General features: G+C 39.2%; 19 protein-coding genes. 9 read left to right on the top strand and 10 right to left on the bottom strand.

Annotated elements, in window-relative coordinates; all coding sequences use genetic code 11:
- Positions 1-337 precede the first annotated feature (337 nt).
- The 10 genes from PROVRUST_RS19730 to PROVRUST_RS06305 form a co-directional block, all read right to left on the bottom strand.
- Positions 338-7,459 carry an inverse autotransporter beta-barrel domain-containing protein gene (locus PROVRUST_RS19730; protein WP_006813916.1) on the bottom strand — a complete coding sequence of 2,374 codons (7,122 nt, stop codon included), beginning with the start codon at positions 7,457-7,459 and terminating at the stop codon, positions 338-340.
- Positions 7,460-7,780: 321 nt separating this feature from the next.
- A complete protein-coding gene (locus tag PROVRUST_RS06345) occupies positions 7,781-8,206 on the bottom strand; it encodes a YbaY family lipoprotein (protein WP_006813914.1) in 426 nt (141 codons plus the stop codon).
- Between the two features lie 26 nt (positions 8,207-8,232).
- The gene (locus tag PROVRUST_RS06340) at positions 8,233-8,661 is read right to left on the bottom strand and encodes a winged helix-turn-helix domain-containing protein (protein ID WP_006813913.1); all 429 of its coding nucleotides are present in this window, start codon (positions 8,659-8,661) and stop codon (positions 8,233-8,235) included.
- A 330-nt stretch (positions 8,662-8,991) separates the two neighbouring features.
- Positions 8,992-9,483 carry a hypothetical protein gene (locus tag PROVRUST_RS06335; protein WP_006813912.1) on the bottom strand — a complete coding sequence of 164 codons (492 nt, stop codon included), beginning with the start codon at positions 9,481-9,483 and terminating at the stop codon, positions 8,992-8,994.
- Entirely contained in the window at positions 9,473-10,117 is a 645-nt protein-coding gene (locus tag PROVRUST_RS06330; protein WP_006813911.1) for a hypothetical protein, read from the bottom strand. The genes PROVRUST_RS06335 and PROVRUST_RS06330 overlap by 11 nt, the downstream gene beginning before the upstream one ends.
- Positions 10,095-10,646 (bottom strand): hypothetical protein, encoded by a 552-nt coding sequence (locus PROVRUST_RS06325; RefSeq protein WP_006813910.1) that lies wholly within the window; start codon positions 10,644-10,646, stop codon positions 10,095-10,097. Before PROVRUST_RS06325 ends, PROVRUST_RS06330 begins: the two co-directional genes overlap by 23 nt.
- A complete protein-coding gene (gene sctJ / locus PROVRUST_RS06320) occupies positions 10,630-11,379 on the bottom strand; it encodes a type III secretion system inner membrane ring lipoprotein SctJ (RefSeq protein WP_006813909.1) in 750 nt (249 codons plus the stop codon). The genes PROVRUST_RS06325 and sctJ overlap by 17 nt, the downstream gene beginning before the upstream one ends.
- A gap of 3 nt (positions 11,380-11,382) precedes the next feature.
- Positions 11,383-11,679 carry a type III secretion system inner rod subunit SctI gene (sctI, locus tag PROVRUST_RS06315; RefSeq protein ID WP_006813908.1) on the bottom strand — a complete coding sequence of 99 codons (297 nt, stop codon included), beginning with the start codon at positions 11,677-11,679 and terminating at the stop codon, positions 11,383-11,385.
- A 53-nt stretch (positions 11,680-11,732) separates the two neighbouring features.
- Positions 11,733-12,047, bottom strand: coding sequence for an EscF/YscF/HrpA family type III secretion system needle major subunit (locus tag PROVRUST_RS20495; RefSeq protein WP_006813907.1), 315 nt, complete (start codon positions 12,045-12,047; stop codon positions 11,733-11,735).
- Between the two features lie 9 nt (positions 12,048-12,056).
- Positions 12,057-13,220, bottom strand: coding sequence for a PrgH/EprH family type III secretion apparatus protein (locus tag PROVRUST_RS06305; protein WP_272519355.1), 1,164 nt, complete (start codon positions 13,218-13,220; stop codon positions 12,057-12,059).
- A 249-nt stretch (positions 13,221-13,469) separates the two neighbouring features.
- Here PROVRUST_RS06305 and PROVRUST_RS06300 point away from each other — a divergent pair, with 249 nt between their 5' ends.
- From PROVRUST_RS06300 to PROVRUST_RS06260, 9 genes are read left to right on the top strand one after another with little or no spacing between them, the layout of a single operon-like run.
- Entirely contained in the window at positions 13,470-14,246 is a 777-nt protein-coding gene (locus PROVRUST_RS06300; protein ID WP_006813905.1) for a helix-turn-helix domain-containing protein, read from the top strand.
- On the top strand, positions 14,236-15,939 hold the full coding sequence (gene sctC / locus PROVRUST_RS06295) for a type III secretion system outer membrane ring subunit SctC (RefSeq protein ID WP_006813904.1): 1,704 nt from the start codon (positions 14,236-14,238) through the stop codon (positions 15,937-15,939). The genes PROVRUST_RS06300 and sctC overlap by 11 nt, the downstream gene beginning before the upstream one ends.
- The gene (sctW, locus tag PROVRUST_RS06290) at positions 15,930-17,027 is read left to right on the top strand and encodes a type III secretion system gatekeeper subunit SctW (RefSeq protein ID WP_006813903.1); all 1,098 of its coding nucleotides are present in this window, start codon (positions 15,930-15,932) and stop codon (positions 17,025-17,027) included. The genes sctC and sctW overlap by 10 nt, the downstream gene beginning before the upstream one ends.
- 23 nt (positions 17,028-17,050) lie before the next feature.
- On the top strand, positions 17,051-19,117 hold the full coding sequence (locus tag PROVRUST_RS06285; protein ID WP_006813902.1) for an EscV/YscV/HrcV family type III secretion system export apparatus protein: 2,067 nt from the start codon (positions 17,051-17,053) through the stop codon (positions 19,115-19,117).
- A gap of 11 nt (positions 19,118-19,128) precedes the next feature.
- The gene (locus PROVRUST_RS06280; protein WP_006813901.1) at positions 19,129-19,533 is read left to right on the top strand and encodes an InvB/SpaK family type III secretion system chaperone; all 405 of its coding nucleotides are present in this window, start codon (positions 19,129-19,131) and stop codon (positions 19,531-19,533) included.
- Between the two features lie 6 nt (positions 19,534-19,539).
- A complete protein-coding gene (gene sctN / locus PROVRUST_RS06275; protein ID WP_006813900.1) occupies positions 19,540-20,832 on the top strand; it encodes a type III secretion system ATPase SctN in 1,293 nt (430 codons plus the stop codon).
- On the top strand, positions 20,829-21,284 hold the full coding sequence (locus PROVRUST_RS06270) for a hypothetical protein (RefSeq protein ID WP_006813899.1): 456 nt from the start codon (positions 20,829-20,831) through the stop codon (positions 21,282-21,284). The genes sctN and PROVRUST_RS06270 overlap by 4 nt, the downstream gene beginning before the upstream one ends.
- The gene (locus PROVRUST_RS06265; RefSeq protein ID WP_006813898.1) at positions 21,259-22,404 is read left to right on the top strand and encodes a SpaN/EivJ family type III secretion system needle length determinant; all 1,146 of its coding nucleotides are present in this window, start codon (positions 21,259-21,261) and stop codon (positions 22,402-22,404) included. Before PROVRUST_RS06270 ends, PROVRUST_RS06265 begins: the two co-directional genes overlap by 26 nt.
- 2 nt (positions 22,405-22,406) lie before the next feature.
- Positions 22,407-23,336 carry a FliM/FliN family flagellar motor switch protein gene (locus PROVRUST_RS06260; protein WP_006813897.1) on the top strand — a complete coding sequence of 310 codons (930 nt, stop codon included), beginning with the start codon at positions 22,407-22,409 and terminating at the stop codon, positions 23,334-23,336.

Genomic DNA, 23,336 nt, shown 5'->3' with positions numbered 1-23,336 from the left:
TTGGGGCTAAAGATATTATGTAGAGATATAGCCATTTTGTATGATAATTAACATGAAAAGTTATCGTTAACATTATTTTGATAAATTTTTCATTAAACGTATTTTTCTTGATAACTACGCTTCTATTCCTCTCTTTTAGTACATGAAAATACACTTTTTTAGATTGTTAGGTGGGCAATTAAATTTATACGATGAGCTGTAAGTATATTAATTTTTTTGTGATTATATTACATCAAAGTTAGGTAATTATGCTTATATCTTAGTGATAGAAAGGGAGAGTCAGTTGATAAGGAAGCGGTTGTTAGTAAAAACAGGGAGCAAAGCTCCCTGTTTTTGATTAATTATTTTTTCCGTTCCATGAAAAGTGATGTTTAAGTTCATCACTACTTCCTAAGAAACTTAACGTGGTGGTAATGTTTCCGCTACCACTGTGATTTTCATAACAATTATTTTTCAATACCTTTCTGTAAATATCGTTATTACTGTAAACATAGTCATCATTAGTATTCGGAGTACTGATTTCAGGATAGCTAATGCCCGCAGCCCCCGTTCCAGAATATTCACTAGAGAGAATCTCATGTTTGACATAAATAGGCGCCAGCAAACGTCTGCCATTAGTATTAATATTCATAGTCGGTGCAATCACAAGGTCGATAGTTCTATCCGTTAGATAATAAGCGCAAATGTTTCTTTCACTCGTTTGTCCTTCAAGAAAATACTTAACTTTGTGCCCTAATGTTTGTTGACCAATTTCTTTTGGTGATGTCACCTGAATCGGAGTATCTATCACCACAAATTCATTTTTGAGTTTATGACTCGATTTACCTGTCGCCGAAATTGTGACCTTTAAATTTCCCGATTGGCTGAAATATTCACGTTTAGGTGGAAGCGTAATTTTTTGAATACCCGCTTGAACTGTGACAGGATATTCAAAGGTATTACCATTTGGCTCGGTAACAACAGCTTTGATTGTCGCCGCGGTATCAAATTCACTGCTACCATTTAATGACCAGTTAATTTCCAAATTATCATCGGTATAGACGGGTGACCAATTACTTGTATTATCTTGTCTATTACCATTATTTCCGTAGGTAATGATATTTGCGCTGATAGCTGGTTTGGTATAAACCTTAACACGATATTCCCCACTAGTTTGCTCAAAATAATCGTTGGCTTTTACTGTCATGATGAGATTCGCTTCACCTTTCGCAAGGTCTTTTAACGTACCATTTTTTTCTAAATTAACGACACTGTCAGCGCCAGAAGTCCAAACAATATCGGCTTTGGAAGGCACTGTTATTTGAGTATTTTGTAGAGCAAAATGACCTTTTTCATCGGTAATTTCTTGCTCTTTTTGCGCAAAATCGATATTAAAGCGAGCTTTAGCTAGGTTGTAAGTGACCTCTTGGCTTTCCGATAAAAACTGTTCGGTTTCTTTGGAACGAATCGTTAATTTGGTCACTCCAGGTTTTACTTGAGTAATAGCGCCTGAAGCAGAATCAATTTGAGCAATACTGGCATCTTGGCTGATATATTCCACAGGGATACTGGCTGCATCAGTATGATTAAATGCAGATTGAATAGGATGATTGTTATTATCCGCCCAAGTTGCCGAAATTGTACTATTACTGGTTAAGGTTAGATTTGGTCTGGCTTTCTCAACCTCTAACTCATAGTTAGCTGCCGCAGATTTATACACGCCATTTCCATCGATGCGCGCCCAAATCTTAGTGCGTCCTGCTTTTTTCAGTTTCACTTTCCCTTGATTATCCACGGTTGCAATACTGGTGTTATCACTTGACCAAACAGGGGCTGCTCCAGCGGGTAAACCTTTGATAACCTGTCCATTATCAGTTATTGATGAGTAAGTTAAACGTTTTTGAATATTATCAAAGCGTAAAGTCGGATTGATAGCATCCACTTTTATATTCAGTGGGTTAGCGATGATGTCACTGCCCACTCTAGCGGTTAATCTCACCGTACCTTGTTTGGTGGCCGTTGCCGTAGAGGTATAGCTACCATCTTGGTTATTGGTGATTCTCGCAATAGTGAAGTCAGTATTGGGTGCATTACTATTGATAGTCACTATTTCATTGCTGAGTGGGTTACCAAAATCATCCTGTAACTTAATCGTGAGGATGGTTTCTTCTATACCATCAGGGCCAATATCCATTTTACTGGCAGTAAATGTCGAGTTTTGGCTATTGACGGCTCCCGCATTGACTTGAACTGGGGTGGCCACTTTATTTTGGCTGCTTGATAGCACCGCGGTCATCACTAATTGTCCCATTTGGTGGCTGGTGACTTTTACGTGTGCGACACCTTGGGCATTAGTCACCGTCGAGTGAGCAAACGGCTCTGCTTTTCCTTGCAGGTGCCATGAAACATGAATACTTGGGAGTGGATTATTAAATTGATCCACAACGGTGGCGTAATAGGTCACTCCAGTTTGGTTTCCTGCCTGCATATGGTTAACGCTTGGCATCAAACTAGAAATTGAACCATTGGCAGTATCTCCCTGTACCGTTAAGGTTTTGGTCTGAGGTAAAGATTGAGTACCAATATCGACGGATAAAATAGCAGTATCCGCTTGCTCGCTGCTGACGGAAACTTGATAAACTCCGTCATCTACAACGGTTACCGGCGAGATAACAACATGATTTTTATCCTTACGAACATGAATAGCTGTTTGTTGATTGACCAATGGATTACCAAATTGATCTTTTAATACTAGTTTTAACGTTGTCGGTTTACCCGCAGTGACCGTACTTGGCGTTAAATTCAATGATGATTTACTGACATCAAGTGCGCCTTGAACGAAAGCCACTATTGGGGCTCTAGCACTATTTTGTGATATCAGATTAAGGCTGACTAATGCTTCACCGATGGTATCTCGTTGAACTTGGATCGCGCTACGGCCCGTTGTATCTGTCATCGTCTGGTTATCGGATAATAGAGTATTATCATTACCCACCCAAAACACAGGTACTCCAGCACCTAATAAGTTGCTATTAGCATCTTCAAAAATTGCACTATAGGTGACGGAGCGACCAACGGTTTCAGTTGTTTTACTAGCGGTGATCCCGCCTCTCACACGTGCGGTTTGGCTATCCGGAGTGATAGTTAGAGACACAGAATTATCCAACGTCACATTATTTGCTTTTACCTTAATCAATGTGCTTCCAGCTTTAACGCCACTCAATTTTCCGCGATAAACGCCTTTACTGATTTCGTTAAATCGTGGAGTAGCGATACTTAAATTGGCTGAATAATCGAGAATAATTTTATTGGCTAAGCCGGTTAATGGGTTACCAGTATTATCTTTTAACGTGATGGTGATGTTGGTTTCACCCGTCGCAGCGATAATAGAAGGCACTGCGAGTGTCACGCTCGAGGCACTACGAGACACTGTACCTGCAAGAAACTCAATTTGATTGGTTGTCTCTTTGGTTGATTGCCCGACGATAGCAGCGACCTTACCTTTCCCGGCAACGGTGCTAGTTAGGGTTATCTGCGCAATACCATTATTGTCCGTTAAGCTAACAGGCTGAGAAAGTTCGCCAATATCGCTACGCCAACCAACGGCAATGCCGGCTGGTGCTGGATTGTTGGTCGCATCTGTGACTGTCGCTCGCAGTGTAATGGGATTTGTACCATCGGCAGGTGCTGTGGTTTTTCCTACTATATTAATATTTTTTAGATGTGCGGTACTGCTATCCGCAATCAGTCCAATCATTTTTTGGCTGGTGACAGAACCCGTTTGTGCGGATATATCAAATGTTCCAGCAAGATTACCGCTGATATTAACTTGGTATTCGCCGTTATTCGGCAGCTCTCTAGCTCCTGATAAACTGAGTCCGGTGTTGTTCTTACTCCATTGGATATTTTGCCCTAATACTGGGTTATTCCATTGGTCTCTTAAGATGAGCGTTGCTGTCGCTTGTTCGTGATTATTTGCCACGATAGTTTGTGGTTTTATCTCTAATACACTGTTTTGTTGATGAGGAATGTCCGCCATAAATTGGATATTCTGGTGAGCTGTTTGGCGATTCATCAATTGTGCGGTGACTTGTGTTTCACCTGAAATATAACCAGACAGTTCAACTTTAGCTTGCCCTCTTAGGTCAGTCACGGTGGTGTTGGTGCTTAACCGGTTATGATTGGTTAACCATGTCACTGGAGTACCAATTAATGGGTTTTGCTGATCGTCAATTACGGTGGCCGTTAAGATAACAGTTGGTGTTTGTTGACTAATTTGAACTCGATCAGTCGAAGAGACGATAGTCACCTTAGCGGTATTATTATCTGCGAGGGCTTTGATATGCTTAGCAACAGGTTGTGATTGTGAGCCCACCACATTTGCCGCAACCATAATATCGCCCGTAGCTTGGTTAGTGGCCAGTTCTGCTTTTACTCTACCGTCGACGGTGGTTTTGGAGAACGGAGTTAACGTGGTAATCGTTGCGCCATTGTTGGCTTGTAATAGAACGTCGATACCTTCAACAGGATTACCAAAGTTATCTGTGACAATAACATCCAACAGGGCTTTATCATTCCCATTGGCGATGATAGTCGCTTTATTGATAGCTAATGTTGCCACTTTGGCTTGGTTTTTATCTGCGACAAAAGTAATAGGTACTGCCAATTGTCCATTCCCATTGGTAGAGGCAGTCACAATGACAATTCCGGCTTTATTACTGATGATTGACGTTGTTGCAATCCCTTGAGCATTGGTTTTGGAGGTTTCTTTCTCAAAGTGAAGCTCAGATCCATTGAGGTTAGATAACCAGTTAACATCAACATCAGAAACTGGGTTGTTGTTGGTATCAAGGACTTTTGCAGTATAAGTTACAGCGGTTCTGCCATCTGCAATATAGCTAGCTTTTGGCTCAGGTAGCACATAGTCAACCTTGGCAGTTTGACCATTTGCGGAGAATAAAAGGGTTTTATTTAGAGTGTGATTACCAACTGAGGCTGTGATAGTTGCACTACCAGACTGGGTGCTGGTGATCTGTGTTTCTGAAATACCTTGATGATTGGTCACGACTTTATCGTTAGTTAACTGACCTTTATCTGTGGCAAATTGAACTTCAACATTGGGAATAATATTGCCGCTAGCATCCGTTACAGTCACGGTTAATGTATTGGGTGTTATCCCATCAGCGAGAGTATGGGATTGCGATGCGTGAAAATTTTGAGGCCTTATCATCGCTGATTTTATATCGGGAATAAAGGTGACCGTGAGATCCTGAGACTCCCCCAAACCAGCGCTAGCTGTGATCAGTACATCGCCAGCAAGGGTGCTGGTGACAGTGGTAGAGGCAAAACCGTTTTGATCGGTGCTGGTGGTGTTGCTACTGAAAGAGACCTTATTCGGATTTTTGTCTGAGCTCCACGTGACCCGTGTGTTAATCAGTGGGTTGCCGTTAGCATCTTTTAATTGCGTTTTGATTTCGAGTGGCGTTTTACCATCAGCAGGCTGTGACTGCGAGATGTTGGTCATCAATTTGGCAATTTGCGTTGTGGCACCATCAGCAAGGACAGAAACTTTGATTTCTGGAAAAACGGCATTGCGTGCTTTAGACACTAAAACAAAATTTTCCGGTGTCGTTCCGCTTGTTAATATCGCTTCATATTGTCCTGCAGCGATACGGGTAAAGCCACTGACGGTTGTTAAATTGGCAGTATTAGCGGAATTTACACTTCGTGCGGCTGTCTTATTTGCCACCACTTTTTCAATGCCAATTTCATTTGCGGCGAGGTCAATGTAGTTTCCCGCTTTATCTCTGATAGAGAGAGATAACTTTTTTGTATTTTTACCATCAGCAATTAAGTCGATCTTTCTGGGGGTTAGTGCACTTTTTATGGGATAAATCGCCGGCTGGGTGACGACAACACGTAACATGGTATTGGGTGATATATTCCCTTTTTTATCGATAGCAACGGCGCTGATGGTGTAGTTGTTAGCACTTTTGGCATCATTGCGATAAGCGGGGAGAACAAGACTATATTTACCATTTTCTTGAACAATATGACCTCCGGCAGCAACCAGAGTCTCTGCGTTCCATTTTAAATGGCTAAGACCGTATTTACTGGCCACCGTGAAACTCAGTGGAATTTTTTCCCCTGCATAGCCGGTTATAGAATTAGCGATATTTAACTGAATAACATCATTTTTCTTATATTCCAAAACAATATGATTATTACGGCTAACGAAATCGTAGCGGTTACCCATTAATGAACGGAATGTGGTCACTGATCCAGGGTCTAAATGTTGTTTCCATGTTTTACCAAATTGGTAATTTAGCTGGAGACCAAAGCGGGAATCTTGTTTACTGGCCTTCCCTTGGCGGTGCTCAGCATTAAATGTGACTAATGGAATTGGCGTATAGTTGAGTCCGGCAGTAATGGAATAAGGGTTTTGTTGTAGATTTTTTGTGCCGAATAGAGCAACGCTATCCCCATAATATTGTTCGTAGGTAAGTTTTCCACCAATGTGTGGATAGCTTGGTAGCCAGCCTTCAGCACGGACATCCCAACCATTGGAAGGACGAGCAGAATGATCCGCTAAATCTCGAGAGCTTCTCCAGCCACTTAGACGATGATAGCTATTGGCAGATAATTTTAAGAAGTCACGACGATATTCGACACCCAGCCCTAAACGGGAATGTTTGCGTGAAATATCATAGTCGAAAAATGTATTGCCACCGATCATTTGGCCTTCACCATACCAACGAGCACCGAGACCTAAGTTGGTCTCGATGCGGCCTTCTTTTCGGTGCAAACTGGTTTGACTAAAAATCAGATTATCTTCTGTCTCATACCAAGGCATGAGTAAGTCTATCTGTGAGTTTTTTAACGAAAATTTCTTATCAGCCTCAAGGTGGATTTGTGAGCTACCAAAGCGATTAAACCAATCTTGAGCATAGCTGCTAGCGGCAGTGGTCAGCAGTTCACGGGCAAAAGCTTTCGTTTTTTCTTGATCAGGATTGGTGGAGAAAAATTTACCTGCTTGAGATGCTAATTGAGCGACGCGTATTTCGTTTTCACTTGCTGAAGAAGGCAGAACGATTTCAGGCTTATCATCATCCCATTCCACAATTGGTAGCGGAGCCATTGGGATGTCTAATTCATCGCCAGGCTGTAAATTTTCAAAATTTTGAGAGAAAGTTCGAAATTGGTTTAATTTTCGTAATTGTTGCAGGTTAATATTATATTTGTCTGCAATACTTTGAGCTGTTTCACCCACTTGTAGCGTATAGCGTTGCGTTTCTCTAAATACGGAACGGTTATTTTTAGGTAATAAAAATTCATGTTGCTTATCGTTTTGCTCATTAAAAGCACGAACGGCAACAGGAGTGAAAATAGAGGCTAAAGGAAAAATAATTTGTATAGCAATATTTATCCATGCAATAAATTTTAAACGATGAGGAATGTGGTTCCCTGATCCGCTATTCATTAAATAACTCCGAAACAAAATGGGTAAAATAAATTTTTTAAGTGAGTGATTTTTAAATCCATTTTCCGAAGAATATTTAATGATGTTTATTTATCGGTAATACTCAAAATCATCCTTGATATAAACGTGTTGTGATTATATTTATTATTTCTGTTTGTTCTGCGTGAATAATTTGGAATTGTTTTGGAATTTAAATGAATATTCAGATAATCAATGTGATTTACTGGGCTTTCACTGGGATGCCCTATTCAAAAAATAAATATCTATTAGCAATTAAGCTAATTAAATATTGTCTATTATTTTGTTTTTTATATAACTGAGTTAGATAGCGTTAACTCTTAATGACAGTCTTTCCGAGGAATTCCGAATGACAGGAATGATTTGATTACTCATCATCAATAATTCTCCTTGTACCTCAACGCGTACACTGAGCCCAAAATAACGATCTTGATTTAATAGTTCTTCGGGTAAGTTAATGGAGAAATTAACGGTTCGGCCTGCTTTGCGAGTAGTAAAGCTATAATCATAATGACTTTTTTCTGTGTAATCAGTACCATTTAATGAGGATACTGAAAGGGTAATGAGAGCATCAGCAGGGATATCTATCGATTGGGAGTAGATATCACCTCTGAGATTAAATGTGTTTTTTGATTTATTTAGTGGAGTATTGCATGCTAATAAAAATAAACTACTCACTAATATAAATATTAAAAATAGACTATTTTTTGAGATATAAAATTTAGGCATGATTATCTTTCTTTTATATGAATAGATTATTGGAATGAACGCTTAAAGACTTTTTGGAAAAAGCACCGTACATAGCTATACATGTTTTTTCTCTCATAATTCCTTGTTAATATTGGCATTTCTGCTTTTTCGCCTGTGTATAATATACCGATTCTTGGCAGTGTCATGATCAGATTTTCATCTAATTCAACCTTTTTAAAGGACTGGCGTAATTGTCTGACAAGCTTATAATAACTGCTCTCAGTCACGATGGTTCCTCGTTTCTCCCAAATTTCATGCATCACTTCTCGCTTACTATTGGTTTTCAATAATAATAATTTTAATAAACAGGATTCATTTTCTGATAAATTAATGGTTTTTTTACCGCGAGAAAGTGTTCTTTTCAGTGGGTCATAGACAACCTGATCACATAAAAGAATCATTGGTTCTACTTGTGTGTATTCCATTTTATTCATAATAATTCCCACGAATATAGTTAAATAGAAAAATAATTATATACATCGTAACCGCCAGTAAAGTGGTGTTCAATATAAAAAAACGATGAGGTATACGATAAATAAAAGATTAAATCGTTTTTTTAAAAGTGAACAAGGTGTTTTGATGATGTAAATTTAAACTACTACCTGTGGGTGTATATATCAATTTCAAATTTATTTTTTTTATATTTCTAAAATTTGATAGATGAAAAAAATTAGACTATAGAAAATATAGCCTAAGCTTATCAATATTCGCCGGATGAGAGATTAATAGAGTTTGGATGAAATGAAATAATCTAATCATGGGATTTATATAAACAAGTCATCGTCCTCATCATCAGCGTCATCATTTATATTAATATTCGTCATATTTTTGTTTAATTGGTCAGTAAACGGAGTATTCATTAAGCTGATTGCCATATATCGCTGTAGAGCTTTAGTAAAATCTTTATATAAAGGAGAACCTTCTTCAGATGAAGATTTTAATGTTTTTCCAACTTGCTCAATAAATGACTCTTTTTCACTCCGATTTAGGTTAATCATTGTTTTAAAAACAAAGGCAAATCGAGCTTTTTCATTATCATGATTTTGTAACTCCGTAATGAATTTTGTTACCTTAACATCTGTTTCCTCAGAGATATGGGGAATGTTTTTAGCGTGATAATTCTGTATATCTTTCATAATATTGCGGCTTGTCCAAAGGTTACTCATTTTTGTGTGTAGATCGTGTGTACTCACCGACTTCACTTCATGAGTACCTGGTGTTGAAAAATTATGTGGCGAAAAAGTACTAATCTTCATTGTGGTTTTCCATTACCTGTAATTGCTTTATTAAATTGTTATAGGCTTGCTTATGTTGTTGGTGTATCTGACAGCGGGTTGAGATGGCAAATATTTGTGGTAGTGTTTTTTTAGTCGCAATTTTTGGGGAAAAATAAGTAATTTTATTATCAATTTCAAAAGCAATCGTATTATCGGATGCCGGTATTACAGTTAGTCCTACCATGTTATTGGGAATTTTTGCCTGCAACTTAGCCGGAATATGCAATCTTGCATTGCTTCCATGATGGTATGACTGTGTAAAGTGCTCAGCGACAATCTGTTGCAACCGTTCATCAGAGAACAGAGATGTTAATGAATTCACGAGATGAGTTTCAGTTTGGTTAATGGTCTTCTGATACTCTTTTTCGCTGGTTTCAATCGCATCAATAAAATCATGCAATAATTGGGCTAGGCCATCTTGATAGCCTTGCTGATAGGCGATTGCATGAATAGCTTCTTGAGCTAGTTGAGCTTGCTGATGGCAGTCACTGGCCTTTTGCTGTGCTTGCTTGATCACTGCCTGAGCATATTGATTGGTGCTTAAAGCTTGATGCTTAATCAGCACATTCTCAATCATGGTTTGCTGGATATTAGGTGCTGTTTTTTCTGACATAATGGCAAGTTTCTTCAATAATGTTCCAAGGTAACAACACATTTTCAGAGGTATCAATTAACCGCTGAGTTGAACGACTAAACATATATTTTGCGCGTGCGGAGTAGCTCTCACAAAAAGGGGCTAAACAGGTTAATAGTTGCCAAGCACCCAGTGCGAGTAATGTTTGTGGCGTTGCTACCAACGTATTTTTTACCTGCCATAATGGATGGCTCAATTGTGAATGCAGCTCTTGGTATTGAGATAGCTCACCCCACCATGGAAGTGGTTTTGGGGATTGAATCACACCTAAACCCCATGCCACTTTAGGTAATTGCGCCCAGTTCTGAGCAACTGCATCTGGCAACATTTGTGTATTCTCATCAGGTAAACCGAGAGAATACCGCTGTATCAATTTTTGATTCTGCCGGTGCTGTAATGGCACCGGTAACAGATGGTAGTTATCATGGTTAAATTCTGGGTGAAAATAGCATCCGGGTGCTAAAAAAATATCCTTTTGATCAATTAGCAGTTTATTCAACTGGGTCATCTTTTGGATTCTCCGTTCCATCTTCATTATTCTGTTTTTTTAATCTCTGCGGTAAATACATGAATAATGCAATTAATGAACCGATAATCGCCGCAATTGTTGCAGTGAGAATGACTGGATTGAATGTACGTTCTGGCCCTTTCTTGGTTTGATAGATTAATGGCTTGCGATTAACGATAACCACGGAAACATTGTCATAGGTAGTTTCCGCAAAGCTATTGTTTAAAAACAGTTTTATTTTATTCATCATGACTTTAGGATCTTCATTCCCTGAATAAGTCACGAGACTAGATACTTTTTGTACTGGTTTAATTGGACCATTACCAGCAACAGGGTAGCTGACGTGAACTCGCGCGTTTACCACATGAGGGATCGTCAGTAAAGACTGTTCGAGGCGCTGCTCTATTAATGAAAGCACACGAGTTCGCTCCGCCTGAGGTGAAGCAACCAACGAATCACCCGGGAAGGCATGGATGATTTCTACAGGTCCCTTAGATGGCAAATTATATTGACGTAGCAAGTCTACCGAGATCACAAAATCATCGGGTGAAACGCGGATTGAATCCCCGTTTTTGGAGTCTTGTTTACGTTGTGCTTCAATACCATGCTCTTGTAAAACAGCAAGAACTTCATTGCTTTGTCGTTGGCTGAGGTCACTCAACAGCAATTGGTTATCACAGCCAAGTAATAAGCCAACAAAACCCACTAAGAGAAGCTTTTTCAATATATTCATGATCTACTGTGCTTTTAAAACGGTATCAATCGCCGAGACACTTTTATGAGTCAGTGTGCTGATCATATTCATGGCTAGACTGTAATTACCGACTTGGTTTTGTAATTCCAGAAGTTTTGCTGGATTACTGGGATCGATATTATTAACTTTTTCTATAATATCGGCCTTCTCCTGACCCACTGATGTTGTATATTCAGAGAACAGTTTTTTCACTTTCTCTTCGATTGGCATCGATGGTGCTGTGAGTGCATCAATGTCTACAATATTCGATACTGCAATACTCGAAATAATAGGTAACATAAATTTTTTCCTATAAGGAATAGAGCATCAAAATGCGCGATGCTCATGGGGAATTACACGTTACGAATAATCGCTTGTGCCGCATCTTTAATCGATTTCATTACGTTACTTTGTAATTGACGAGCCATATTATAATTACCACTCAGAGCCGTAATTTTTCCGAGTACTAATGGGTTATCAACTTCCAGAGATTTATCATCCAGCATTGATTTTAATTCATCAGCAATAGTTTTTGTTCTTTCACTAACGCCTGCAGTGCTGCGATACATCATTCCCCACTTGCTATCATTACTGGTTGCTGAAGATGTGACTGTATTTTCAAAATTTGCCCCAACCCAATTCCCCGTTGTTTTGTCAATACCTGACATATTGATACCTCATTGATTAAATTTATTTGCATTAAATAACCAATGGTTTTTACCTAAAAGCGTATAACCATTGACATGGGTGATAAACGATTTTCCAGCAAGTTCATTATTTGCTAGGGAAACAGAAAATTGAATTTGTTTATTTCCCCATTTTTTATTAAATGAATTGGTGAAGTTAATTAAAGAGATCGTCTGTTTATCATTTAAACTATCTCTTATAACAAAGATAACTTTATTACCTTTGGTTATTCTATTCCATTGAACATTGCTTTCTGTTAATCCTAGCTCGGCTTTTTTTAATAAATCATCAAAATTAAAATATTCAATTTTACTTTTTGTATAACAGCTAAAACGTTTAGATATAACTCGGTCAATATCTTCATTAATATTGATATTTTTTTGATTTTTGATAACTCTAACAATAGGATTGCAAGGGTTTTTAATTTCAACTTTTAATAGGCTTGGTACAATATCAATAAGAGTGTCTTCAATTTCAGATTCTAGTTTATAGCTATTGATGATTGTAAATTTCTCATTGTATTTAGCTTTTATTAAATTTTGCCTACTCCAATCTTCATCACGTTGAGAACTTACAATGATCAAGGTTTTATTTTTATTATCTTGTGCGAATGATATTGGATGATGACTATCATTTAGGATATTTTCTAGTGTTTGATATTTTTTATCATCATTATTTTTAGGATTAATTTGGAATGAAAAAATAATTAATAAAATAATGACTAATATTAATAAGATTGTAATGATTTTTTTATTAAAATTGGATTTTTGTTTAACGATAGATTGATTTGATGGGTTTGTTTTAATTTCAGGTGCATTTAAATTCAGCGCCTGAGAAATTAACGAATTCCATCTGTCATTCAATGGCTTGACTGCTATTGGAAATGAGTCTGCTAATAAAACTTCTTGAAAAACGACGGGTAATATATAGTTATTACGACCTTGACTAAATCGAATAAATAGCGTGTCTTGTTGAGCTGGATCAGAATCAATAGAAAATTCACATCGCTCCCCATCACTTGGGATATAATAGGTAGTTAATCCATTTTCATCGACATCAGTGTGATAACTAATGTTGCTATCAATGATAATAAGATTTTTATCTATACTTATCATTAATTCTTGACCATTCATCGGGCCGCTAATAATTTTCATTATGTAATTGCGGCTATTTGTATCTATCATAAATATAATCTCAACTAATAAATTTGATTAAGTCTGTTCGATATCAATAAAAAGTATTAAAGATTAAATTCATTGTTGAGTCAGCTGAATTTATCTTATTCATTCACACTTTGTATTTTCATTTCATATTCCGATTTATTCCGGAGTATTCATTTGTCTTTTATTATCTAATCACCCACTCTACGCTCACTGGAAATCAATGGTTAAGGCCTATTTATAATGTCAGATAAAGAGATTGCTAAATTATTGGAAAGTAGAAATAGTTGCTTTTCTTTACAGGACACATTGGTCTTGTCAATCCCCAAAAGAAATACAGCGACGCTTTTTTATAAATCCGTATATTCTAATTTGAATATTAAAATACAAGAACCCGCTATTTTTATTTGCCAGCTTAAACATTTAAGTGTTGATAATGAATTTTGGGATATATATACCATGAGCGTATCTGAATTGGTTGAGACTCTCGCTATTATAGATACTGCAATGGGACAATCTTTTCTTGCAAAAAAAGAGCGTAAAGTAAATGAACAAGATACTTTTCCAGAATCAATTTTTATTGAAGATGAAATATCATCTCCAATATTAATAAAGAATATTATTATTGACCTAATTATTAAAAATCAAATCCACTTTGAACAATGGTGCGATGTATTAAGACGCTATGAAGCCTATGGCATGATGCGTTTTTTAATTACGTTTGCGCAAAAAGATAAAAATGCCAACATTAACCAATTATGTGTTCGCTATGGTATTTCAGCCTCTTATTTTAGACAGCTATACAGAGAGAATTTTAATAAAACAGCTAAACGAAAAATAATGAGTGTTCGTATGGCACATGCCATTTTGCAATTAATTGAAAGCGAAGATTCAATTCTTGATGTGGGATTAGAGGCAGGATATTGCTCTGCATCTCACTTTACTAATGATATTAAAAAAGAATTGGGCTTAACACCCTCAGAGATAAGGCACCTTGGAGCAATGTTATATGAACAGTAAAAGATACGTAGCGGTTGTTTTATCGCTATTTTTACTGAGTGTAAATATGAATACTGCGCAATCAGAAATGATGATTGCACAGCCAGTTACACAGGAAAAAAACTACGATACTTTCGTTGCAAATAATATTGCAGTAGGAAAAGTATTTGATGCGGTAGCAGAACGAATCAATAAACCGATTATTTTGAGTCGGTTAGCTGCACAAAAGAAAGTCACTGGAAATTTTAATCTTGCGAATGCGGATGAGATGTTTAAAGCATTAACCCGCCGAATTGCCTTAGTTTGGTATGACGACGGTGCAGGGATTTATGTTTATGACAATAGTGAAATGCGTAGCTTAATTATCCCAACCCATAAAGTGAGTAGCCAGCAGGTTATTAGCTACATTCAACGTAATGGAATTTATGACTCGCGCTTCCCTGTGCGTTCACAAGGTGGCGATACCATGCTCTTTGTTTCTGGCCCACCATTATATGTGGAACTGATTAAAGGTGCTGCGTTATATCTTAGTGAACAAGTTAAACAAGAAGAAAAAGGCAGCGGCAATGTAGCGGTTATTCCGTTAAAACATGCTTCTGTTACAGATCGTAGTTACTCATTACGCGGTCAAACAGTCACGGTACCCGGTATGTTATCGGTAATGAGTTCACTGTTTAAAAGCGGGGGTAGCACGGTTGAGGAAACATTAGATATTGAACCTGCCAGGTTGAATTCCTCGGACGATGATATTGATGCGCTGATGGATGCCCCAATTGGTGGCAGCACTAACACAAACAATCGACAAGTGGTCATCAAACGTGGCGGTGGCGCGAAAAGCACCTTTTCTCTTGTGGCTCATCCAGATAGTAACAGTTTGATTGTAAAAGGGAGCCCAGAACAAATTCGCTATGTGCGAGAGCTGGTAAAAAACCTAGATAACCGTCGTCGCCAAGTTGAATTGTCCCTATGGATCATCGATATCACTCGTTCTGAATTAGATAACTTAGGAGTCAATTGGGAAGTCGGTTCTTTTAAAGCGGGTGGCGGGGCTATCTCTTTTAACCGCAGTACATTACCGGATACCAGCAAGTTTCTAGTCCAAATTGATGCACTGAGCAAAAATGGGAATAGCCAAATTGTTTCCCGCCCCGTGCTGTTAACCCAAGAAAACGTCCCGGCATTATTTGATAACAACACCAGCTTCTACGCCAAGTTACAAGGGGAGCGTATTGCCACCTTAGAGCAAGTGACTTACGGAACCATGATCAGCGTGATGCCGCGTATATCTGCGGGTCAAAGTGTGGAAATGGAAGTCAATATTGAAGACGGTGCAGAAAATCGCGATAGCAGCGGAAAAACATCCAATGTTGAAGGTCTGCCTTCAGTTAACCGTACCAGTATTAATACCGTGGCGCGTATTGCGAAAAACAGCAGCTTGTTAATCGGTGGATATACTCGGGAACAATATGTTGAAAATGAAAGCAAAATTCCATTATTAGGGGATATTCCATGGGTCGGTCGTTTATTCAGCCATACATCGACCAACCAACAAAAAATGGTCCGTATTTTTTTAATCCAGCCGCGTTTATTAGATGAGAACGAAGCATGGGATGGGCGACAATTTTCAGAAAGTCATCGTATTACTGAAAAAGATAGTCAGCTACATGGCACGGTGCAGTTCTTGCAGCAATACATGAGGGATTCATGGCAATAACACCACTGAACTACAACAGCCGGATGTTGCTGAACTCGCAAGAAAAAAGCCGTTCAACAACCAAAAACAGTGATGACGCTGGTGAGGTTGCTCGTGGTTTAGGTGTGATAGACAGTGCCAGTGAATATGCCTCGATGTCGATGCTAGCCGCGAGTCATATTCGCCGAGGTAATGCACGAAAGGATAATGAAGAGGAATGGATGCGTTTTGCAGAACGCATTTTGGAAAATAATGCCGATGAAAAAGTATTGCGCATTGAGGGAATATTAAATCGCCAATTAATGACGCCTCAGCAATTACGTGCCTTTTTATTGCAGTTTTTTTTGGATCCCAGTGATTTATTGATGGTATTAGCCGCATTAATTAATAGAAAAAAACTCAAGCAAGAACAAATTGATAGCTTACAAGAATTAGAAAGTTTGTTACTGGCTGAAGATACCCAGCGTACTGCTCAAGCTGGGATCAATGTGGCTCTGATTGCCAAAGCGTTTGCGCAAACATTGCGGGAAAGTGCGGGTAATTTACGCGGGTTATATCGCGAATTTATTGGTTATGACGGTCCGGTTGTATACCTGTACGAGCAATGGGCTGAAGAGATGGAAATGGTGAAGCGTGAAAATATGATGCGCTACCTTGCCCGCGCATTGGCGTGTGACCTGCAAGCACTGCCTCTCGGCGACCTGAATATTAGTGAGTTTGGAAGTTTCTTTACGCGCATTGGGCGACTGCGAGAACTGCAATCTTTAGACCGTATTTTTAGTCAGCAATTTATCCAATCGGGTCTGTTTCGCCATCGAGCGGCATTATCGCAGAGCCATTTGGAAAAGGTGTTGAGCCAATTATTCACCAGTGGCATTCGTAGCCAAGACAGTTTTAGTGACAAAGTTATGCACTTTATTCGTGATGAACTTCAGGTCATGACCAGCGATTTACGGGCTCGGTTTTTACAGCTGCTGATTATTGCATTTTCAGTCATACCCGTCGGCGTATTTCATTCGCTAGAAGCGCGGGAAGAATTACTCGACCAATTAAAAATATACATGGATTCATTACTGGCGCAAGAACAGCGCTTACGTCGTCAGCCATGATTTGATAGGAAATAAATTACCCCATGAACAATTTCACCGGATTTTTATTACAAATCCGTAATCGCCCAGAATTGATGGTTTTAGTCATCATGATCATGGTTATTGCGATGCTAATTATCCCGTTACCTACGGTGCTGGTTGATTTGCTAATTGCACTGAATATTATGATTTCAGTGCTGATTTTTATGAGCTCGTTTTATATAACCCGAGTCCTTAACTTCCAATCATTTCCTTCAATTCTATTAATTAGCACGTTATTTAGATTGGCATTATCCATCAGTACCAGTCGACTTATTTTATTAGAGGCCGATGCTGGAGACATTATTGATACTTTCGGTAAGTTTGTTATTCAGGATAACTTGGTCGTGGGAATGGTGGTATTTGCCATTGTTACGATTGTGCAATTCATTGTTATTACCAAAGGTTCTGAACGTATTGCCGAAGTGGCCGCACGCTTCTCGTTGGATGCGATGCCCGGTAAACAGATGAGCATCGATGCAGATTTACGTGCTGGCGTTATTGATGAAGCGACGGTCAAAATCAAGCGTGGTGAATTGGAAAAAGAGAGCCAGTTATTTGGTTCATTTGACGGTGCGATGAAGTTTATTAAAGGGGATGCAATCGCGGGTATTGTCATTATTTTTGTTAACTTTATTGGCGGCATTTCGGTGGGAACAGCTCAGCAAGGCATGGATGTTTCCACGGCATTAAACACCTTCACATTATTAACTATCGGTGATGGGTTAGTGGCGCAAATCCCCGCATTATTAATTTCCATTAGTGCTGGTTTTATTGTGACGCGCGTAGGCGGCAATGATAAAAACTTGGGTGAAAATATTGTTTCCGAATTATTTGATAATGATTTCACCATTTTAATTACTGCATTAATTGTATTTTTTATGGGGTTCTTACCGGGATTCCCGACAACAATATTTTTATTCCTGTCTTCATTATTAATGGGATTATTTGCGGCACGTTACATTAAAAAACGTAAAAACCAGCGTAACGAGCAGCTCTCTAATCGAGAAAATGTACAAACAGAGGCGACGGAAGGGGAAACTCAGCGTTCCAATGCCGATTTTGACGATGACTATATTCCAGAAACTCTTCCCGTCATTATCTCAGTAAATCAGCAATATAAGCAGCACCTTGAGGATAACGCTTTTTTATCTCGCATGAAAAAAGATGTCTTTATTCGCTACGGCTATCGCATTCCGGATATTGCTATCAATTACTCGCCCATTGTGCCTGAAAATAAAATTGTGGTGCTGATTAATGAAGTTAAAGCGGGTGAATACGACGTTTATTTCCATGGGCATCGCTTATTAACGGCGAACGACGAATTGGAATATCTCGGCATAGAATTAATTAAATATGCCGATGAATATGGCTCCATAAGTACATGGTTCGGTCATCAATATTTATCGGATATTGAGCAGCTTGGATTAATGGCGCGTGATGATGTGACCGAAATGATCGATTGTGTCAGTACGCTATTACTTCGACATATCAATGAATTCTTCGGCATACAGGAAACTAAAAATTTACTGGATGATCTTGAAAGAAAATACCCCGAATTACTGAAAGAATGTTATCGCCACGCCACGGTTCAAAAAGTAACAGAGGTTTTCCAGCGTTTATTAACGGAAAAAATCTCGGTACGAAATATGAAGTTAATCATTGAAACTTTGGTGCAATGGGTGCCAAAAGAGAAAGATAGCATGATGCTGGTTGAACATATCCGCAGTTCAATGGCGCGCTATATATCGTCACGTTTTTCCGTGGATGGGCGTTTAAATGTGCTGATGGTCAATGCGGAAATTGAAGACACCATTCGTCAGGGAATTCGTCAATCATCGGGTGGAGTCTATTTACACTTAGAACCTGAAAAAACCAATGAGCTGATTCAAGCCGCCGAATTAGCTTTAGAAAATAGTTACTTATCAACACGAGATATTAACGTGTTGGTGCCAGTCGATATTCGTCGATTTGTGAAAAAAATCTTGGAAGGTCGTTTCCCAGAATTAGAGGTGCTGTCATTTAATGAAGTCTCTGAAATGGTGAAAGTGAATGTTATTAAAACAATATAAGGAACTTATCAATGAAGTATCGTTTTGTCGAAAAATTAAATGAATTTTTAAATTCAATGGGTCGTAGTGATTTAATTAATTCACAATTAGATTGCCATTCAAATATTCAGTTGGAGATGAATGATTCTCCGGCAATTAATATTGATTTATCCACGGATGAATTAATTATTTGGTGCAATTTAGCTGAATGTAATTATAGCCGATTGGATTCAGTTAGCGCCTCGCTGTTAAGAAGCTTAATCGAGTATCCACCTCGTAATTTTCAACCGGGGCAGCCAGCATTAAATATCATTGACAATACCTTGGTGTTGTCTGCGGTATTAAAAGAAAAGTCTATGGATAACATGCAGTTATTCGCCGATAGTTTTGAAGAATTTTTCGAGCGAGCTAACGAAATTAGAACACAATTAGTGTAACTCATTATGAAACTATTTGATTCCTGCGCACATCCAGTGCGCATTCATGGATGCCTAATCGAGGCTCCTCTTCATGGCGTGTTTATCGGTGAGATTTGTTTTGTTGAGCAATCTCTCACTCAGCCAGAGGTGATTGCTAAAGCTCAAGTGATTGGCTTTAAAGAGGGCATTACTGTCTTGAGCTTGATTGGTCGAGCTCAAGGATTAACCCGCGAAGTGGTTATCCGACCTAGCGGATACCCGTTTGTTTTCCAAATGGGGGAGCATCTTGCTGGGCGCATTTTCAATGCGGCAGGTGAACAAGTGGGATCATTAGTTGATGAAAATATTGAAATTTCTCAGTTAAAAAATCGCTTACAACGGATTGATAACCCTCCCATTAGTGTTACTAAGCGGCGACCTGTAAGTGAACCTTTGGTCACGGGGATCCGCGCTATTGATGGGCTATTAACGTGTGGATTGGGGCAGCGACTCGGTATTTTCGCGTCGGCGGGAAGCGGTAAAACATCGCTGATGAACATGTTGATCAATCATGCCCATGGGGACATTCATATTGTGGCGTTGATTGGTGAACGTGGTCGGGAAGTTATTGAATTTATTGAAGAGTTAAAAACTTCACCTCATGCAGATAAAACAATTTTAGTGTATGCCACCTCGGATAGCCCGCCAATTGAGCGTTGTAATGCGGCGCTATTAGCCACCGCAATGGCGGAATATTTCCGTGACCTTGGACGTCACGTTTTACTGTATGTGGATTCGATGACCCGTTATGCCCGTGCTTTACGGGATGTGGCGTTATCAACGGGAGAGCTACCGGCACGTCGCGGTTATCCCTCATCTGTTTTTGAACAGCTCCCTTTATTACTCGAACGTCCTGGGCGAATCAAAGAAGGGGCAATTACCGCCTTTTATACGGTATTGCTAGAAAGTGAAGATGAATCAGACCCCATTGGCGATGAAATTCGCTCGATTCTTGATGGGCATATTTACCTGAGCCATAAGCTAGCGGGGCGCGGGCATTACCCTGCAATTGATATTCTGCACAGTATTAGCCGTGTATTCCAAAAGGTGACTACACCAGAACATCGACAGTGGGCGGTGGATGTACGAGATAACTTAGCACGATTGGAGCAAATTCAGTTGTACCTAGAGTTGGGAGAGTACCAGCGTGGAGAAAGTGCTGAAAACGACCGAGCATTAGATAAGCAACCAGAAATAACCCGCTTTTTACAACAGCCAATGGATGATTTTGTCAGCGCAGAGGAAACCTTGGCTCGATTAGGTGACCTAGCATCATGATGATTTCTAATCTTTTGGCGTTAACTGAAAAACGACTCGAAAGAGTACAGCTTGAACAGAAGAAACTGCGATTGGCGATGATTCATTTACAGCAGGAACAGGTTCATTTACGCCAAAAGATAGACATTTTATTCACCCACGTCACGGTGTATGAAAAATCAGAAGAATTAAATCAAATTGATTTTTGGGAACGTCAACGATTAAAAGCCGTGGTTTTATCAGAAATCGCCCAATTTGAGTATCAAATAGAAAATATTGTCAGTGAATTATCTAAGTACCATTTATTGAAGCAGCAAATGTCTGAGCGCGGGTTCATTTTGCGTAATAAGTGCGAGAAATTCCGAAAATATCTCAAGCAACAATGTCGTGCTAGATGGTTAAAATTAGAGCATCAGCAACAGAACGAAACTGAGGAACTGTTAGTCCATGTCGATAATAAAATCTATTCCTAACGAGAGTAAATTTAATTCCATAGCGGAAGGTAAAAATACATCGGTAGGTTTTAACCATCAAAAGTATGGTCAACAACACTCAGCGAAAAAAGTGGCTCAAGCTATTGTGCAAAAAAAGATGGAGCAAGCTAACAGCCATAAAAAAAACAAGAATAATGTTGATGAGGGTGGAGTTCCCATCATGATGGCATTATCAGCCAATGTTCAAAACATTCGTTCAGGGTCAAACATCGCGTTATTCGCTCAAATGACCCCAGCGAATGATCAGCCGACTGAATTTCTGATGAAAACAGCGGCGACGGAATCACCACCAATATCGAAGGATGAGGAGGTTATTCCATTGGTTAATATTATGGCAATCCCATTGACGACAAATCAAATTTTCCCCTTAAAGTTAGGGGCTAATATCCCGACTTATGGACATAAAACAAATTCTACGTCGTTAATTGAACAATCATGGCTGGCAACATCGTTGAATCAACAAACAACATTTATGGATTCATCATCACCAAAATCATTTGAAAATAAAAAATTGTCAGCGATAACGGGGCCGTATTTAGCGGGATCGGAAAATAAGGCTTCTACACAGAATAATATTACTCAAGCCAAAGACGCATTGGCCATTGCCGATAAGCCTCAACCGAGTGATGCGCCACAAATGCAACATTTTCCTGATGCCAAAAGCTTCCAGTTGGAGCAATCAGAAATTATTCAGCCAGATCAAATTGATATTACAAAAAATATTGTAGCTCAGGTGATGGCAGAGTCTTCAGTTCGGGCGCCTGTAACTACACCAACGCCTTCGACCCAATCATCTGCTGATAAAGCGGTGCAGTTGGCTGAATTAATGGCATCCGGTATGTCGAATGACAACCATGAAACTGTACCGGCACGAACTCTGAGTTATACATTTAGCCACTGGAAAAATACGCCTTCGGTCTCTTTTACATTAGCGAATCGAGAAGAAGTCGTGGCATCCACTTACAGTTATGAAGTTCAACAGGCTTTGCGAGACAGTCAGCATTTATTCCACGGCGAACAAAAAGTGGTTATTCGACGCGAAGAGCATGAGGGTCAACAACGTCATCAACAGCAACAACAGCAGAACGATGAGGAGTAATCATGCTTAATTTGCGTCGAATCAGTACCCGAAAAAAACAACTTCAAGAATGGCAGCAACGCTTCCAGAACGAAATGACACTGCAAACGCCGAAAGCAGGGGAACGTTATTTTCAACTAACCCTACAGAGTGATACTCAAAAATCGTATGTATTTCTGGCTGCGGAGGATTGGTGCCGCCATCGTTGGCCGAAATTGGCACATTACGCATGGGATATGTTAGACGGCAAGAGTCTGTGTAAGGTTTTTACCTATGAAAATACCGGAAAGACATTTTTCTCCAATCAATTCCGTTGTAGTTCTGTCGAGATTGTCGATGATGAACGCCTACAGCAGCCTTGGTTATCGGTTAAAGAGAAAACCCTTGGTAACGTGTTGCTATCCGAGCCTCTCGAAGGAATGAGCGAGTCAAAGCACAGCAATGGTGCGCTAGAAAAATTTAAGTTACAGGCAGATTGGATCCTTGGATATAGCCATATCAGCGGAAAAGCGTTGCAGTCTATTGCGCTGCATGACGTGCTTTATATTCAGCAATTACAACTGAATATGTCGATTGACGGACGTTTATTTGCCCAGTTTCAAAAGCAACAAGAAGGTATTTTTATGATTGAACATTTAATGACTCCAGAAGATGAGCCGACAAATACTGAAATGGAAGAAGCATTCGTTGATGAAGCAGCTCGTCCTTTTAATGTGAACGACTTGACCGTAAAACTGACTTTTGTCTTAGGACATTCAGAGGTCAGTCTTGCTGAATTAAATCACATGCAACCAGGCACAATTTTCTCGATTGGTGAAAATAAAGAACGAGAAGTAAAAGTGTACGCCAATAAACAATTATTTGCCGAAGGCGAATTGACCTACATTGGCGAAAGTGAAGAGTTAGGCTTGGAAATCACTCGGTTGGTGAGCTTAGGCGATAAAAGGTTATAA

This window comes from Providencia rustigianii DSM 4541, assembly GCF_000156395.1.
GTDB lineage: Bacteria > Pseudomonadota > Gammaproteobacteria > Enterobacterales > Enterobacteriaceae > Providencia > Providencia rustigianii.
The sequence above is the reverse complement of the archived record's forward strand: the minus strand, read 5'-3'. Positions and strand labels throughout refer to the sequence as shown.

What these genes read in the sequence shown, in the direction of transcription:
- PROVRUST_RS19730 (WP_006813916.1), bottom strand. Translation starts at nt 7,459, where the DNA reads ATGAATAGCGGATCAGGGAACCACATTCCTCATCGTTTAAAATTTATT.
- PROVRUST_RS06345 (WP_006813914.1), bottom strand. Translation starts at nt 8,206, where the DNA reads ATGCCTAAATTTTATATCTCAAAAAATAGTCTATTTTTAATATTTATA.
- PROVRUST_RS06340 (WP_006813913.1), bottom strand. Translation starts at nt 8,661, where the DNA reads ATGAATAAAATGGAATACACACAAGTAGAACCAATGATTCTTTTATGT.
- PROVRUST_RS06335 (WP_006813912.1), bottom strand. Translation starts at nt 9,483, where the DNA reads ATGAAGATTAGTACTTTTTCGCCACATAATTTTTCAACACCAGGTACT.
- PROVRUST_RS06330 (WP_006813911.1), bottom strand. Translation starts at nt 10,117, where the DNA reads ATGTCAGAAAAAACAGCACCTAATATCCAGCAAACCATGATTGAGAAT.
- PROVRUST_RS06325 (WP_006813910.1), bottom strand. Translation starts at nt 10,646, where the DNA reads ATGACCCAGTTGAATAAACTGCTAATTGATCAAAAGGATATTTTTTTA.
- sctJ (WP_006813909.1), bottom strand. Translation starts at nt 11,379, where the DNA reads ATGAATATATTGAAAAAGCTTCTCTTAGTGGGTTTTGTTGGCTTATTA.
- sctI (WP_006813908.1), bottom strand. Translation starts at nt 11,679, where the DNA reads ATGTTACCTATTATTTCGAGTATTGCAGTATCGAATATTGTAGACATT.
- PROVRUST_RS20495 (WP_006813907.1), bottom strand. Translation starts at nt 12,047, where the DNA reads ATGTCAGGTATTGACAAAACAACGGGGAATTGGGTTGGGGCAAATTTT.
- PROVRUST_RS06305 (WP_272519355.1), bottom strand. Translation starts at nt 13,220, where the DNA reads ATGAAAATTATTAGCGGCCCGATGAATGGTCAAGAATTAATGATAAGT.
- PROVRUST_RS06300 (WP_006813905.1), top strand. Translation starts at nt 13,470, where the DNA reads ATGTCAGATAAAGAGATTGCTAAATTATTGGAAAGTAGAAATAGTTGC.
- sctC (WP_006813904.1), top strand. Translation starts at nt 14,236, where the DNA reads ATGAACAGTAAAAGATACGTAGCGGTTGTTTTATCGCTATTTTTACTG.
- sctW (WP_006813903.1), top strand. Translation starts at nt 15,930, where the DNA reads ATGGCAATAACACCACTGAACTACAACAGCCGGATGTTGCTGAACTCG.
- PROVRUST_RS06285 (WP_006813902.1), top strand. Translation starts at nt 17,051, where the DNA reads ATGAACAATTTCACCGGATTTTTATTACAAATCCGTAATCGCCCAGAA.
- PROVRUST_RS06280 (WP_006813901.1), top strand. Translation starts at nt 19,129, where the DNA reads ATGAAGTATCGTTTTGTCGAAAAATTAAATGAATTTTTAAATTCAATG.
- sctN (WP_006813900.1), top strand. Translation starts at nt 19,540, where the DNA reads ATGAAACTATTTGATTCCTGCGCACATCCAGTGCGCATTCATGGATGC.
- PROVRUST_RS06270 (WP_006813899.1), top strand. Translation starts at nt 20,829, where the DNA reads ATGATGATTTCTAATCTTTTGGCGTTAACTGAAAAACGACTCGAAAGA.
- PROVRUST_RS06265 (WP_006813898.1), top strand. Translation starts at nt 21,259, where the DNA reads ATGTCGATAATAAAATCTATTCCTAACGAGAGTAAATTTAATTCCATA.
- PROVRUST_RS06260 (WP_006813897.1), top strand. Translation starts at nt 22,407, where the DNA reads ATGCTTAATTTGCGTCGAATCAGTACCCGAAAAAAACAACTTCAAGAA.